General features: G+C 61.6%; 14 protein-coding genes. 8 read left to right on the top strand and 6 right to left on the bottom strand.

What is annotated here, in order from left to right; translation table 11 throughout:
* Positions 1 to 123 precede the first annotated feature (123 nt).
* From ABIZ35_RS24985 to ABIZ35_RS24975, 3 genes are all read right to left on the bottom strand, one after another.
* On the bottom strand, positions 124 to 1,113 hold the full coding sequence (locus tag ABIZ35_RS24985) for a S1/P1 nuclease (protein ID WP_348222651.1): 990 nt from the start codon (positions 1,111 to 1,113) through the stop codon (positions 124 to 126).
* A 9-nt stretch (positions 1,114 to 1,122) separates the two neighbouring features.
* Positions 1,123 to 1,680: a zf-TFIIB domain-containing protein gene (locus ABIZ35_RS24980; RefSeq protein ID WP_348222650.1), complete on the bottom strand. Its 558-nt coding sequence runs from the start codon at positions 1,678 to 1,680 to the stop codon at positions 1,123 to 1,125.
* A 97-nt stretch (positions 1,681 to 1,777) separates the two neighbouring features.
* On the bottom strand, positions 1,778 to 2,986 hold the full coding sequence (locus ABIZ35_RS24975; RefSeq protein ID WP_348222649.1) for an MFS transporter: 1,209 nt from the start codon (positions 2,984 to 2,986) through the stop codon (positions 1,778 to 1,780).
* 78 nt (positions 2,987 to 3,064) lie between these two features.
* On the opposite strand from ABIZ35_RS24975, the gene ABIZ35_RS24970 reads away from it, so the two are divergent.
* The 7 genes from ABIZ35_RS24970 to ABIZ35_RS24940 all read left to right on the top strand — a co-directional run bounded on the left by ABIZ35_RS24970 (position 3,065) and on the right by ABIZ35_RS24940 (position 8,230).
* Positions 3,065 to 3,562: a CbiX/SirB N-terminal domain-containing protein gene (locus tag ABIZ35_RS24970; RefSeq protein ID WP_348222648.1), complete on the top strand. Its 498-nt coding sequence runs from the start codon at positions 3,065 to 3,067 to the stop codon at positions 3,560 to 3,562.
* 29 nt (positions 3,563 to 3,591) lie between these two features.
* The gene (locus ABIZ35_RS24965) at positions 3,592 to 3,963 is read left to right on the top strand and encodes a CbiX/SirB N-terminal domain-containing protein (protein ID WP_348222647.1); all 372 of its coding nucleotides are present in this window, start codon (positions 3,592 to 3,594) and stop codon (positions 3,961 to 3,963) included.
* 251 nt (positions 3,964 to 4,214) lie between these two features.
* On the top strand, positions 4,215 to 5,141 hold the full coding sequence (locus tag ABIZ35_RS24960; protein WP_348222646.1) for an aminoglycoside phosphotransferase family protein: 927 nt from the start codon (positions 4,215 to 4,217) through the stop codon (positions 5,139 to 5,141).
* Positions 5,142 to 5,254: 113 nt separating this feature from the next.
* Positions 5,255 to 6,412, top strand: a complete 1,158-nt coding sequence (locus tag ABIZ35_RS24955) for a glycoside hydrolase family 76 protein (RefSeq protein ID WP_348222645.1) — start codon at positions 5,255 to 5,257, stop codon at positions 6,410 to 6,412.
* A 61-nt stretch (positions 6,413 to 6,473) separates the two neighbouring features.
* Positions 6,474 to 7,034 (top strand): hypothetical protein, encoded by a 561-nt coding sequence (locus ABIZ35_RS24950; RefSeq protein ID WP_348222644.1) that lies wholly within the window; start codon positions 6,474 to 6,476, stop codon positions 7,032 to 7,034.
* Between the two features lie 138 nt (positions 7,035 to 7,172).
* Entirely contained in the window at positions 7,173 to 7,715 is a 543-nt protein-coding gene (locus tag ABIZ35_RS24945) for a hypothetical protein (RefSeq protein WP_348222643.1), read from the top strand.
* A 20-nt stretch (positions 7,716 to 7,735) separates the two neighbouring features.
* Positions 7,736 to 8,230 (top strand): hypothetical protein, encoded by a 495-nt coding sequence (locus tag ABIZ35_RS24940; RefSeq protein ID WP_348222642.1) that lies wholly within the window; start codon positions 7,736 to 7,738, stop codon positions 8,228 to 8,230.
* Here ABIZ35_RS24940 and ABIZ35_RS24935 read toward each other — a convergent pair.
* Genes ABIZ35_RS24935 through ABIZ35_RS24925 form a run of 3 tightly spaced genes read right to left on the bottom strand, consistent with a single transcriptional unit; the run spans position 8,227 to position 11,118 of the window.
* A complete protein-coding gene (locus ABIZ35_RS24935) occupies positions 8,227 to 9,012 on the bottom strand; it encodes a DUF1080 domain-containing protein (protein WP_348222641.1) in 786 nt (261 codons plus the stop codon). The genes ABIZ35_RS24940 and ABIZ35_RS24935 overlap by 4 nt on opposite strands.
* 7 nt (positions 9,013 to 9,019) lie before the next feature.
* Complete coding sequence (locus ABIZ35_RS24930) at positions 9,020 to 10,270, bottom strand: SpoIIE family protein phosphatase (protein ID WP_348222640.1); 1,251 nt, start codon at positions 10,268 to 10,270, stop codon at positions 9,020 to 9,022.
* A gap of 32 nt (positions 10,271 to 10,302) precedes the next feature.
* On the bottom strand, positions 10,303 to 11,118 hold the full coding sequence (locus ABIZ35_RS24925; protein WP_348222639.1) for an alpha/beta hydrolase: 816 nt from the start codon (positions 11,116 to 11,118) through the stop codon (positions 10,303 to 10,305).
* A 194-nt stretch (positions 11,119 to 11,312) separates the two neighbouring features.
* Between ABIZ35_RS24925 and ABIZ35_RS24920 the strand changes: the two genes are divergently transcribed.
* Positions 11,313 to 12,537 (top strand): hypothetical protein (locus tag ABIZ35_RS24920; RefSeq protein WP_348222638.1); only part of this gene is annotated, 1,225 nt, incomplete at its 3' end.

The following is a 12,537-nucleotide window of genomic DNA, read 5'->3' as shown; positions in this document are numbered from 1 at the left end:
ACGTAGGTGGGTTTCTGCGCACTTGAAGGCGCGGTTTTAACCGCCGGCTCTCTTATGTGGGCCGATTGCGCCATTGATACGTCAAACTGCATTAACCGCCGGGCGCAACTTGCGTAACGCCGGTTATTTGAGAGACTGCTTCAGCATTTCCGCCAGACGCGCTCCCGCGAGCAGCGCCAGCCGCTTGCAGAGTTTGGCCTGCGCGGCGTCGTATTCGGGGGCAGGAGCGGCGTCCTCAGCAACGGCATAGACTTCTGTGTCGGCAAGGCGCGCGCCTTCGGCGATCCAGGCGGGGATGTCGAGATTATGCGCGTCCGTGGCGGACGGGCGCGCGGAGGCGTCGGCGCTCCATTTGCGCGTGACATCCTCAAAATCTTGATGTCCAGGGGCTCCCGCATAATCCGATGCGGTCGCAGGGTCGGCGGCGACGGCGTGACCGATCCCGGAATCCCAATAGAAGTGCAGGTTTTCGTTCTTACCGGGCCGGCCGGGGTCGGGAATGCCGAGGAGAAACCCGTTGCCGCCGGCGTCCCCGGTGGCGTAATGCCCAAAGCTGCTCGCGCAGTGGAGCGGCTGATGCAGATCGGCCACGAGGTGCTCGGTCCAGTAAAGCCACCAGCACTGGGTTTGCCGATCGGGATCGCCGGAGTGCTGCTGCAGCGCCAGCTCTTCCCGCGCATGAGTCAGAGCCTTGAGCGCGTTGGAGGGACGTGGCTGCGGAGCGTCCGCGCCGGCGCGAATTGGCGTGTCGTAATAATGCCACGTCTTGCACCGCTCCTGCTCGCGGTCGCTCGGGTCCGGCTGCGGCAGCCACATCCGGTTCATCGGATCGACCATCGATTCGTACTGCGTCTCGTGATTGCGCTTGATGTCGTCGGCGAATATGGCGGCCCGGCGAAAAGCCTCCCGGGTCCCAGCGTCCCCGGCCTGCCGTGGCCGATAGGCGGGATCGCCGGCCATCAGGATCAGGCGCACTTTGGCCTTTGTGGGAGCATCCAACTGGGCCCAGGCGATATCGGCGATCTGCTTGTGTCCATTGGAGTCCCACGCATGCGCGGGCATGATGGAGCACAGCGTCAGAACGGCTAGGGCGGCGAGAATACGACGCGGCATCAAATATCCTTAGACGTGCTCACCGGGAACCTGGACGGGAAAGACGATCGGACGCGTCAGCCAGACACAGATTGTCTGGAACACCGTGATACGGATTTCCTGCCGTGGGGTCAGCGCCTCGGACAGCGCCACCGAGACTTCTTTGCGCGTTTGGTCGGCAAGCTCGGGCGCGAAGTAGGGTTTTTCGCCGTCAAGAACCTCGCTCAGCATGGCGAGTTCGGAATCGTCGGCCCAGTAGCCGTAGCAATTCCCGCAGTGATCCAAAACCGCCTTGACGCCCCGCGTCAAGTGGACCGGCTGAAGCCGCGCTTTGCAGGCGGGACAGCTGCGCACCGGCGCGGCGACGGCGTGAGGCGCGGGGGCATCCGGCCCTCTTCGCACCTCGACCTCGACTTCCAGCGTTCGCAGCGCGGCTTCCGGCAGCTGTTCCAGCGCCTCGTACTCACTGGCGTCAAACCAAACGCCGGCGCACACCTGGCAGCGATCCAGCGTCACTCCCCGAAACTTCAGTGGCGTCAGCGGCCCGCATCCCACGGGGCATCGCCGCGTTTCAGTTGTCGTCCCCATTTTTGATAGTCTCCATGCGCCAGCAAAAATAATATTGATCTGCGTATCAATTCGTCGGCGCGCGGCGATTTCCTCCTGGGGTTGCGGCGGAGGTCCGTTAATGGGCAGGTGAATCCGAAACGCGGGAGACGCTGCTGGCGAGGAAGCTGACGAGCAGACAAAGCAAGGCGACTACAATCAGCGCCCCACGCAGTGTGACGACTTCGGCGATAAATCCGATCAGCGGCGGACCGACGAGAAAACCGAAATACCCTGTCGAGGACACGGCGGCGATCGCGGCGGACGGAGCCATGCTGGGCGTGTTTCCGGCGGCGCTGAATGCGATCGGCACGATGATCGCCACGCCGAGGCCGATCAAGGCAAATCCCAGAAGGGCCGCCCATGTTTGCCCGACGAGCAGGGCGACGGCCATCCCGGCCGCCGCGAGCATTCCGCCCCAGCGCACGATACGCACGGGGCCGAACCGATGGGTCAGAAAGTCGCCGGCGACGCGCCCCGCGAACATCGCTCCGGCAAAGACCGCATAACCGGACGCCGCAATCCCCGCGCCGGCGTGCAGGTTCCTGTGTAGATAGATCCCGCTCCAGTCCGACAGTGCGCCTTCGGTCAGCATGCTGCAAAACGCCACCGCGCCGATGGCCAGCAGCGCCGGGGGCGGCAGCGTAAACAAAGGCGCGCCGCCCGGATGTGCGTTCGAACCGGCCGCCCGCGCCGGCGGCATTTGCCGGGCGGCGGCCAGCCCCGCCGTCAGCACCAGCGCCGCCACGACGCTGAGGTGCAAGATCGGCGAAACGCCGAACTGCGCGAGCAAGCCGCCCAGCGCGGCGCCCGTTACACCACCGACGCTCCACAGGGCATGGAACGACGACATGATCGGCGAACCCCACTCGCGCTCCACCTCCACCGCTTCGGCGTTCTGCGAGACATCGACTGTCCCATTCCCCATCCCGAGAAGCAGCAGGGCCAGCCCCAGAAGCCACGCGTTCGTCGCGAGCGCCGCCAGCGGCAGCGCGGCGCAGAGCATCACAAGCCCGACCGACGCCATCCGCTGGTTGCCCCAGCGCGCCGCAAGCCAACCCGTCACCGGCATTGCGATCAGCGCCCCCACCGCAATCGCCAGCAGCGCCAGGCCCAGCACGCCCGTGCCTACCCCCAGCCGCTCCTGGACCGCCGGGATCCGCGAGACCCATGTCGCCATTCCCAGCCCATTCAAAAAGAAAACCGCCGATACGGCGATCCGGTCCCGCCGGCGCTTGTTCTCACGCTCCGCCAACTTGCCGCCTTGCGCGCCTTCCGCCAACGTCATTCTCCGTCCCCCTTACCGTTCCTACTTCCTACAACGCCATAGCGCGCGGCAATGTTACCCGAGGGGTATCATAATGCTATGGATGCATTGATTCTTTTCTCACACGGATCGCTTCTCTGCGGCGCCGGCGAGGCGCTGGAAGCTCACGCCGGACGGCTGCGCCGTCGCGGCGACTATTCGATCGTCGAAATCGGGTACATGAATTACTCGGTCCCGACGTTTCCCGAAGCCGTCACCCGCTGTAAGGACGCCGGCGCGACGCGCATTGTCGTCCTTCCCTTCTTTCTGGTCCCAGGATACTTCGTCTCCAAAAGCCTGCCAGAGCATGTGGACGCCGTGCGCCCGCACTACCCCCAGATCGAGTTTGTGATCGCCGACGCCATCGGCTTCGACGAGCGTCTCGCGGACGCCTTGATCGAAAGCGCGAATAATCCTCTCGGGCCGGACGCCTGGCGCGACGACCTTACCGCCGCCGCGCGCGGCTGCCGCGCGAATCCAGAGTGCCCGTTGTACGCCACACCCAGCTGCCCGCGCGTTCCCGAACCCGGAACGCCCGTCCGCATCGCCGTTGAGTAAAAGACACAGTCGTTAGAAAGAACCGAACCATGTCGAAAACCGCCCTTGTCGTGATGGTGCACGGGTCGCCGCGCCCGGTGTCCAACAAAGAGATGTTCCGCGTCGTCGACGTCGTCAAAGCGCGTCAGGCCTTCGACATCGTCGAAGTCGGATTTATGGAGTGCAACGAACCAACGATCAAAGACGCCCTGGACTCCTGCGCCGCGCAGGGCGCATCCGACGTCACCGCCGTGCCCTACTTCCTGCACACCGGCACCCATGTCGCCGACGACCTCCCCACCCTGCTCGACGAAGCCCAGGCCCGCCACCCGGACGTCCGCTTCTCCATGGGCCGCTACCTCGGCGCCAGCGAAACCGTCACCGAAGTTCTGGCCGACCGCGCGGCCGCCGTGCGGGGATAAGGATGAGGCCCCTCCGCCCCAATTCGTGTGGGTGTTTGGCCCCTCCGCCCCGGGAGAAGATGGCCCCTCCGGCCCCCACAGTTCATGGGGCAGTTTTTTGCTCGGTAACTTTCACCGGGTGGCATGCCTGCCCAGAGCTGCCGGCATGCCACCCGATAACACGATGCTGGCGTTAACAATAGCATAAAGCCTATGCACGCGCATTCTCCTAGCCATGGGTTTTATAACCCGCGATTCCTACACGTAACCAAATGAGCCCTTCTCTCGATCTCCCTCACAGCTTCGTTCGCACGATTAACGCATTGGACCCCAGCGGCGCCCAATGGCTCGAATCCTTGCCTGGCCTGCTGAACGATTGCGCTCGCCGCTGGGACTTGACGCTGCTCCCGGCGTTTCCCAACCTCTCGTATAACTATGTCACGCACGCCATGCGCGCGGATGGCAGTCTCGTGGTGCTGAAAATCGGCCCGCCGACGGGCGATATGAACAACGAGCGCACGGCGCTGCGTGTGTATGATGGGCGTGGCGCGGTGCGTCTGCTGGCTTCCGATGACGCGCAGAACATCATGCTGCTGGAGCGATTGGCCCCGGGCGAGACGCTGGCGGGCATGGCAAGCGAGGAGGGCGATGCAGAAGCGACAGTCATCGCCGCCGATGTGATGCGCCGCCTCTGGCGGCCCGCGCCCTTGGGAAACGCCTTTCCCACCGTCGCCGACTGGGGCGATGGGTTCGCAAAGATGCGCAAGCGATTCGGCGGCGGGACCGGGCCGTTTCCCAAGGAGATTGTGGAAGAAGCGGAGACGCTGTTCGCAGAGCTGCTCGCTTCATCGGACGATCCTGTTCTTCTGCACGGCGACCTGCATCATGACAATATTCTGTCGTCGGGCGAAACCTGGGTGGCGATCGACCCCAAGGGTCTGGTTGGAGAGCCGGCGTACGAGGTCGGCGCGCTGCTGCGCAATTTGTGGGAGGACCGCCATGCGCACGCCGATCCCGGGAAACTGCTGGAGCGCCGGGCGCATCAGCTGGCGGATTTATTGGGCTTCGACCGGGCGCGAGTGCGCGGCTGGGCGGTGGCGCAGGCGGTGCTCGCAGCCTGGTGGACCGTGGAGGACGGCGGCGACGATTGGCAAGGAGCCATCGCTCTCGCGAACCTTTTGGCGAAAATTCAGGTATAGGAGATGGAAAAAGACGCCAAGTTGGACAGTACGTCTAGCAGCAGGAACCAAAACTGCACAAAAACACAGTATGATAGAAAGAAATGGTTCGAATGAGGAGGCTTTACACGACAATGACGATCCCGAACGCCGCCGCGATGATTGCGGCGATGTCCGCTCTGTCCGCCGTCCTGACAGCCGCGCCCGCGCATGCCGACTATCGGCAAAAGGCGGAGGAACAGACCGACTACATTCAGACCCATTTCTACGACGCCAAGACTTACCGCTATCGCTCCCGGGTTCCTGTCGACCCCAAAGAGCTGCCCTATGATTTTATGTGGGCAAACGGCGTCCAGTTTACGGTGCTCGCCGCAGCCGCGCATGAAAATCCCAAAAAGTATAAGACAGCGCTCTACGAGTTCACGCATGGCCTGGAAAGTTACTGGGACCCCAAGCCCAAGAGTGGGCCGTCCGGCTACAACGCCTACTGCTCCGGCCCCGGCGGAACCGATAAGTATTACGACGACAACGAGTGGCTCGTGCTGGGTCTTGTGGAAGCCTACGAAGCCACAAAGAATCCTAACTTCCTCAAGAAGGCCCGCGCGACTCAGAAATTCGTCCTCAGCGGATGGGACAGCAAACTGGACGGCGGCGTTTATTGGAAGCTCGACCGCAAATCCAAAAACACCTGCTCCAATACCCCCGCCTCCGCGGCGGCGCTGCGTCTTTATCAGGTCGGCCATGACAAGGCCCAGCTCTCGTGGGCGCTCAAAATCCGCAAGTGGACGAAAGATAAGCTCCAAGATTCGGACGGCCTCTACTGGGACAATATCGATCTCAAGGGCAAAGTCGAAAAAACGAAGTGGACCTATAATACTGGCTTAGCGATCCGCACCGATGTCCTGCTCTACCAGATGCAAGGCGACAAAAAAGCGCTGGCTGAAGCGCGGCGCATGGCGGACGCCGGCCTTGCCCAGTGGACCGATCCCAAGACTGGATCGCTGCACAAGACGGAAGGCTCCGCGCTCTTCACGCACCTCTTCTGCGAATCCCTGCTTCGCCTCTACGATGTGACGCGCGACATTAAGTACCTCGACGCCGTCCGCAGCGAAGCCGCATTCGCCTACGAACACGTTCGCGATCCCGACGGCGGCTATTGGAACGAAGCGAAGCATAAACCCAACGAGCGAAAGAAACTGATCGAAAACGCCGCCGCCGCCCGCCTCTTCTGGCTGCTCACTCCCTACCCGGAGACGGGAACGCCCGCGAAGGCCGCCAAGAAGACAGTCTGACACACGGAGCCTGCCAACACCGAGATTACTTTTCATATGGTAAACTAGGCGTACCTAAATTATGTCAGACAAGGACTTCGGCCGCATGCGCACTTCTAATTCTCTGCTGTTCTACTCTCTCGCGGCGCTCGCGCTGCCCATCGCCGGGCACGCGGCGGACCCGAACGCGCCCCTGCGCCAGACGATCCAGCGTAATTACAACATCATGAACAACGCCATGGCGCATCGTGATTTCAACACCGTGGCGTCCTACTACGATCCAGACTTCGTCACGATTGACAAGGCCGGCGATTACAACCCCTCAGGCCGAGAGCAGCTGCGCGAGCTTTACAAAAAGCTAGCCGACGTGGAAGGCTACGGCCTGAAGGCGACGCTCAAGGGTCATGACAAAGTCCTCTCGCTCAAAGTCGTCGCGGGCGGCGTGGTCGTCATCGATAAATCCGACTTCACCGGCCGCATCACCGCCCCCAACGGCAACGTCTACGAATACCACAGCGCCGGCCGGTCCCGCGACTACTGGGCGAAGAAGGGTTCGCAGTACATCCTGACTCAGTCACGGATTTTAGATGGTCACAGCAGCACCAAGCTCAATGGCGAAGTGGTGGAGACCGCTCAGCCATAACGACAGATCAACACGATCAGCAAAAAACATCGGATGGCGCGTGCTGCGCCATCCGGCCGCTCATGCTTGCTTGCTTAAAAGTCCTGTTAATGGTAGAATGGTTTCAATGTTTTCTCGCAAGGCACGGAGATGATCAGAATGAGATCTAACGCAATTATTGCAATACTAATCGCATATTTTGCTTTTTCCATCCCGGCGCAGGCGGATCCCAGCGCGCAGGCGCGCAAGACGATCCAAGCATTGTATAATAAGAAGAATGCGGCGGTTGCGCGTCAGGATCTCGTGACGGCGGTTTCGGTTTACGCCGATGAGTTCAGCAGTGTCGATCAGGACGGCGTGATTTCTCCCACGACGCGCGACGACAAGCTGAGACTCTACAACAAGATGGTGCACACCGACCAGCCGGGCGTGCGGAAGTCCACCGTCAAGGAGCGCGACACCGTTGTGTCGGCGAAGCCGATCAGCGGCGGTATCGTGGTCGTGGAAAAAGGCGACTACACCTTTACGATGTTTGGAGAGAACAGCAAGGTTCTCAAACAGCATGTCGTGGGGACGTTCCGTGAGTTTTGGGCGAAAAAGGGCGATACGTACCTGCTGACGCAGTCACGAATATTGAGTATCCACAAGTCGGCGTTTTTGGACGGTGAGCCTGTGAAAGCGCCGCCGGAGCCGACGCCGTAGCAGGCAGCGAAGGGGATGGCATGAAGCGTTTCGCGATCTTGTTCGCAATGATTCTTCCGATCGCGGCCGCCGGGATCGTTCTCATGCGTTATACACGCACACATCCCATGCTGGAGCACGACAGAGCGGCGCAGCAGAAGGCGGCTATGGAGCGCTGGACAATCCCGAATGCGCTGGTGGTTCCTCAAGACACGACGCTGAACAGCCCTCCCGGATGGCGCGAACTAGAAACCAGCGAGTCTCTCGACGCCGTCTGGTCGTTTTACGCACATCGAGCCACGCCGGAGATGTCTCCCGCACACAACACAATTCCCACGACGCGGCCTCTCAACGGAACCTTTATCACGACCGGCCAAAATGGGGCGCGGAGCGTGATTGTCTGCCGCCAGAGTAGATTCTGGAGCGCGGACTTCTTTCTTCATACACGGCAGGAAGAGGTTGCGGCCTCCATCTCCCAGTCCGCACATGGGGAGAAGACACGGATATTGATCCGCACACGAAACTCACAGCGCTAATTTTTGGACAGATCCCGCACCCAGATATTTCGGAAGCTGATCGGCGCGCTCGGGTCGCCGTGAGCCTGCAATTTGATCGGCGACGGGCCGTGCGCATGATACGACGGCGCGCCGATGAAAGCCGTCTCACCCTTCAGCTCAAAATTGTTCTGAATTAAGACACCATTTTGCAGGACGGTGACACGGGCCGGCGACTGCAGCGCGCCGCCCGGCGCGAAGCGCGGAGCGCTCCAGGCCACATCGTAGCTCTGCCATTCGCCCGGCTTGCGGCACGCGTTCACCAGCGGCGCGGCCTGCTTGTAGATGCTGCCGGCCTGACCGTTCACATAGGTCTTATTGACGAAGCTGTCCAGCACTTGCAGCTCGTAGCCAGCGTCGCCCGCCCCAGTGGAGGCGAGAAACACGCCGCTGTTGCCCCGGTACTGCCCCTCGCCCTTGATCCCTGCCGGGATCTTCCACTCGATGTGCAGCTGGTAATCCGTAAAGCTGCGCTTTGTCTGGATGTTGCCCGCGTCCTTCTTGACCGTGACCACTCCGTCCGCCACCGTCCATCCCGCGGGCTTCGCGGTGTCGTTCGTAGTCACCCACTCGTCTAAATTTTTCCCGTCAAATAAGACGACCGCGTCCGAAGGCAACGCGCCGACGACGGCCGCGCCGGGCGTCACCACGGTGGGGACAGGCGTCCAGACTTCCGTGTCCTCAGGCTTGTTCTGCGCCAACGCGGCGGCCGACAGGGCGATGGCCGCAGAGGCGGCGAGGAGAAAAAGGGATCGATATCGCATAAGGCTCCTAATCTGAATCGGTCTTGCTTTGCACCCGCACGACGAGCAGACAAACATCGTCGCGTATGCCGGCGGCGGTGGCGAACATCTCCGTCCCGTCGATCAGCCGCCGCGCCACGGACGCCGCCGTTTGCGCTTCCGGGGTTTCTTCACGGAGAAGATCGGCGATGCCTTCGACGCCCAGCATATTGCTGCGCTCCAAACCCGCCTCCGTCAAACCGTCGGTGAAAAGGCACAGCACATCCTCCGGCTCCAGCAGGACACAGCGCTGCTGAAACACGGAGCCGGCAAAGGCGCCCAGAACCGGTCCCGTAGGCATCAGGCTTTCCACGCCGCCCGTATCGGCTCGCAGCAGCAAACCGGGCTCCTGACCGCACGACACATAAGTCACCGCGAAGTGTTGCGGATCGTAAACGCCGACGAAGAGCGTGGCGAACCCGGTCAAAAGCGCGTTGCCGGCCAGCATGTCGTTCAGCTTCACGATCGCGGAAGCGGGTTCCTCGCCAATATATAGCAGCGCGCGCAGCATATGGCGCACTGTGGCCGTCTGAGCGGCGGCGTCCAGCCCCTTGCCGGCCAGGTCACCGACGACGAGGGCGTATCGGCCGCTGTCCAGCGGGAAGACATCGAAAAAGTCGCCGCCGACTCCGGCTTCCTCCAGCGCAGGCTGATAATAGTACGCCAGATCCAGTCCGGGAACCGGGCCGTGCAGCGCCGGACGCAGCGCATCCTGCAGCCGCTCGGCGATGTTGCGCTCCCGCTCAGAGCGCGCCTCAATCACGGCGTTCAGCGTCTGAAGCTCCGCGTGTTGCGCTTCCAAAGCCCTGCGCGCTTCCTCCAGCGCGGCGTTGGCCGCGCGCTGCCCCTCGGCCGCTTCCTCCGCCGCTCTCCGCGCCAGGATCAGCTCTTCCTCAAACCGGCGGCGCTGGCGCATCGGCGCCAAGACGCCGGAGTAGAAATCCACCCCCTCCTTCTCTGTACGCTGGGCGTAGAGGAGAACGGGGATTTCTTCGCCGCCCTTTGTCATCAGGGAAAGCGAGATTTCATCCAGGCGCCCCTGCATGTGCAGCAGAGGATAGAGGTGCGTCTGATAGAAAACACGCCCGCCCGGAGAAAGAAGGGAATCGAGGCGCCGCCCTCGCAGCTCGTCCCCCGCGTATCCCAACAGACTAAGCAGGGCGGCGTTGGCGAATTCGATCAGGCTTTCACTGGAGAATGTGAGAAACGCGCAGGGCGCATCGTTCAGAAGATCGTTCATTCCAGATTCCAGACGATCTTTTTCGTCGAGGCTCACAGGAGATTACGCGCGGTGAGATAATCCTGAATGACGCCGATCGTTTCTTCGGGATGGCTCAGATGCGGACAGTGGCCGGTCGCCTCGATCACACGAAGCGAGCTGCCGGCCAAATGGCGGAATAAGTACTCACCCACGTCGATCGGCGCGATCGCGTCGTCGGAGCATTGGATGATCAGCGACGGCGTTCGGACATTGGGAAGGTCGGCGCGGTTGTCGGAAAAGAACGTCACTTCCGCGAACTGGCGGGCCGTCTTCGGATCGGTCGAACAGAAGCTGTCCTCCAGCTCCTGCCCCAGCTCCGGACGATCCGAGTTCTTCATCACGACCGGAGCGAGAAAGCTCGCCCAGCCCAGATAGTTCTGCTCCATCATGTCCAGCAAACCCTCGATCTCCGCCCGCTCGAATCCCCCGACATAATCGGGCGGATCGTTGATGTAGCGCGGGGAGGGACAGACAAGAATCATATCCCAAAAAAGACCCGGTTCCTGGATGGACGCCAGAGCGCCGATCATACCGCTGACCGAGTGGCCGACGAAAATCGCGTCCTTGAGATCCAGAGCGGCGCAGATATCCCGCACATCCTGCGCGTAGCCCGCGAGAGAGCCGTAACGCTCGGGACTGTAAGCGCGGCGGTCGGATTTTCCCGCGCCGACATAGTCGAACAGCACAATCCGAAAACTTTTGTCGAAGGCGCCGGTCACCAGCCGCCACATGTTCTGGTCGCAGCCAAACCCATGCGCGAAGATGATCGTCCGCGCCCCCTCGCCAAAGACGCGGACATTGTTCCGAGCCAAGATGTTTTCAGTCACAACGTTCTCCCTGAAAGCCGGCCGACCGTGTACGCGTAAAGCAACCCGATTATTGTACCCGCTGGCAAAGAAACTTCTCAAATATGCTCTGTACGTCGAAGGCAAACAGAAACATCGGTAACAAATGTGTCATAGCATTGTCTTTCCCGTTACCGGGACGCCGCGATCCGTTCCATACATTAGGTGAAGATATCATGAATGTCAATCGAAGCAGCACAGTGCTTTTCGCGCTTTTGCTGTCTGTGTGCGCGCAGCCCGGACACACGCAAACCTCAGCGTCCCCGTCTCCGGTTTTTACGGGATCGGCTCTGCCGCAGCCGCCACAGCAGAACAGCGCCTGGACCGCCCCTGCGGGTCTTTCGGAGCCGCTGATCTCCGCGACGCGCACACTTTTTGAACAAGGCCTCGCCGATCCGCGCGGCGGCGAATATCGAGAAATCTCGGTCGCCGTAGGCAGCCCATGGTCGGGTGACGCGGGCGTGATGAAAACACACGCGTGGGTTCTGCCCTCAAACGATGGCGCAGCCCAGAAGTTCGCCGTCTGCTGGAATGGTTTGACCTATCCGATCGTCTCCATGGGAAAGAAGGCCGATCTTCGTAAAGATATTCTCGGGGTGATCAGCACGGAAGAAGCCGCGCAGGCGCGGCAGCGGAAGCAGTCGCCCAAGACGCCATACGTGCACTGGACGCGCAATGCAAGCTCCGACGCCCAGACGATCACAGCGGCCACATTCACGCCGATTAAGGCCTGCCTTCTTCTTCGCCTGGGAGAAACAGACCTTGCCAGGCGATACTGGAACGCATGGGATGCGGGCGTTGGCCCCAATGTCGTCTCTGGACTGCCGGAAAAGGCCGATCCTTACTTGATGCTCGCCTCGGACTGGTCCTGGTCTCTCTTCGACCGCGCGTTAACAGCGCACATGCGCGGCGACGACGAATTATCCACGATCAGCGCGCGGCTGCTCACAGCGGCCGCGCCGCAGATCGAAATTGAAGCCGCCCGGCGCGGCTATGTGCTGACGGATACGAGCAGTTATTTTCCTCCCGTAAAATCCGCTTACCTCCTCTTTTTGGAGCCGCTGCCCCGCCTCCTCGCGGATGGCGAACGGCGGCTTCGTGAAGGCAAGAACGCAGCGCCGTCGCTGGATGAGATCGAGAAGATCCCGAATAAGAAGTCACGAATCGCGGCGCTCATTGAGAATTTGGATCAGATCACGGCGCGCCAATGGGGCCAGCCGGGCGGCGTGAGCCTGAGCGGAGATCCGATCGGCCGCGCTTTAGTCGCCAAAGGCGATGACGCCGTGCAGCCGCTGATCGACACGCTGGCCGGCGACAAAAGGCTGACCCGTTCGGTGGGGTTCGGACGCGATTTTCACCGCAGCCGCTACACGCTCAGTGTCGCTGCCGCAGCTTACGAAA

Origin of the sequence: Capsulimonas sp. (assembly GCF_039929585.1) — a bacterium.
Taxonomy (GTDB): Bacteria; Armatimonadota; Armatimonadia; order Armatimonadales; family Capsulimonadaceae; genus Capsulimonas.
Note: the sequence above shows the minus strand (reverse complement) of the source record. Positions and strands in the feature narration are given on the sequence as shown.

What these genes read in the sequence shown, in the direction of transcription:
- ABIZ35_RS24985 (WP_348222651.1), bottom strand. Translation starts at nt 1,113, where the DNA reads ATGCCGCGTCGTATTCTCGCCGCCCTAGCCGTTCTGACGCTGTGCTCC.
- ABIZ35_RS24980 (WP_348222650.1), bottom strand. Translation starts at nt 1,680, where the DNA reads ATGGGGACGACAACTGAAACGCGGCGATGCCCCGTGGGATGCGGGCCG.
- ABIZ35_RS24975 (WP_348222649.1), bottom strand. Translation starts at nt 2,986, where the DNA reads ATGACGTTGGCGGAAGGCGCGCAAGGCGGCAAGTTGGCGGAGCGTGAG.
- ABIZ35_RS24970 (WP_348222648.1), top strand. Translation starts at nt 3,065, where the DNA reads ATGGATGCATTGATTCTTTTCTCACACGGATCGCTTCTCTGCGGCGCC.
- ABIZ35_RS24965 (WP_348222647.1), top strand. Translation starts at nt 3,592, where the DNA reads ATGTCGAAAACCGCCCTTGTCGTGATGGTGCACGGGTCGCCGCGCCCG.
- ABIZ35_RS24960 (WP_348222646.1), top strand. Translation starts at nt 4,215, where the DNA reads ATGAGCCCTTCTCTCGATCTCCCTCACAGCTTCGTTCGCACGATTAAC.
- ABIZ35_RS24955 (WP_348222645.1), top strand. Translation starts at nt 5,255, where the DNA reads ATGACGATCCCGAACGCCGCCGCGATGATTGCGGCGATGTCCGCTCTG.
- ABIZ35_RS24950 (WP_348222644.1), top strand. Translation starts at nt 6,474, where the DNA reads ATGTCAGACAAGGACTTCGGCCGCATGCGCACTTCTAATTCTCTGCTG.
- ABIZ35_RS24945 (WP_348222643.1), top strand. Translation starts at nt 7,173, where the DNA reads ATGAGATCTAACGCAATTATTGCAATACTAATCGCATATTTTGCTTTT.
- ABIZ35_RS24940 (WP_348222642.1), top strand. Translation starts at nt 7,736, where the DNA reads ATGAAGCGTTTCGCGATCTTGTTCGCAATGATTCTTCCGATCGCGGCC.
- ABIZ35_RS24935 (WP_348222641.1), bottom strand. Translation starts at nt 9,012, where the DNA reads ATGCGATATCGATCCCTTTTTCTCCTCGCCGCCTCTGCGGCCATCGCC.
- ABIZ35_RS24930 (WP_348222640.1), bottom strand. Translation starts at nt 10,270, where the DNA reads ATGAACGATCTTCTGAACGATGCGCCCTGCGCGTTTCTCACATTCTCC.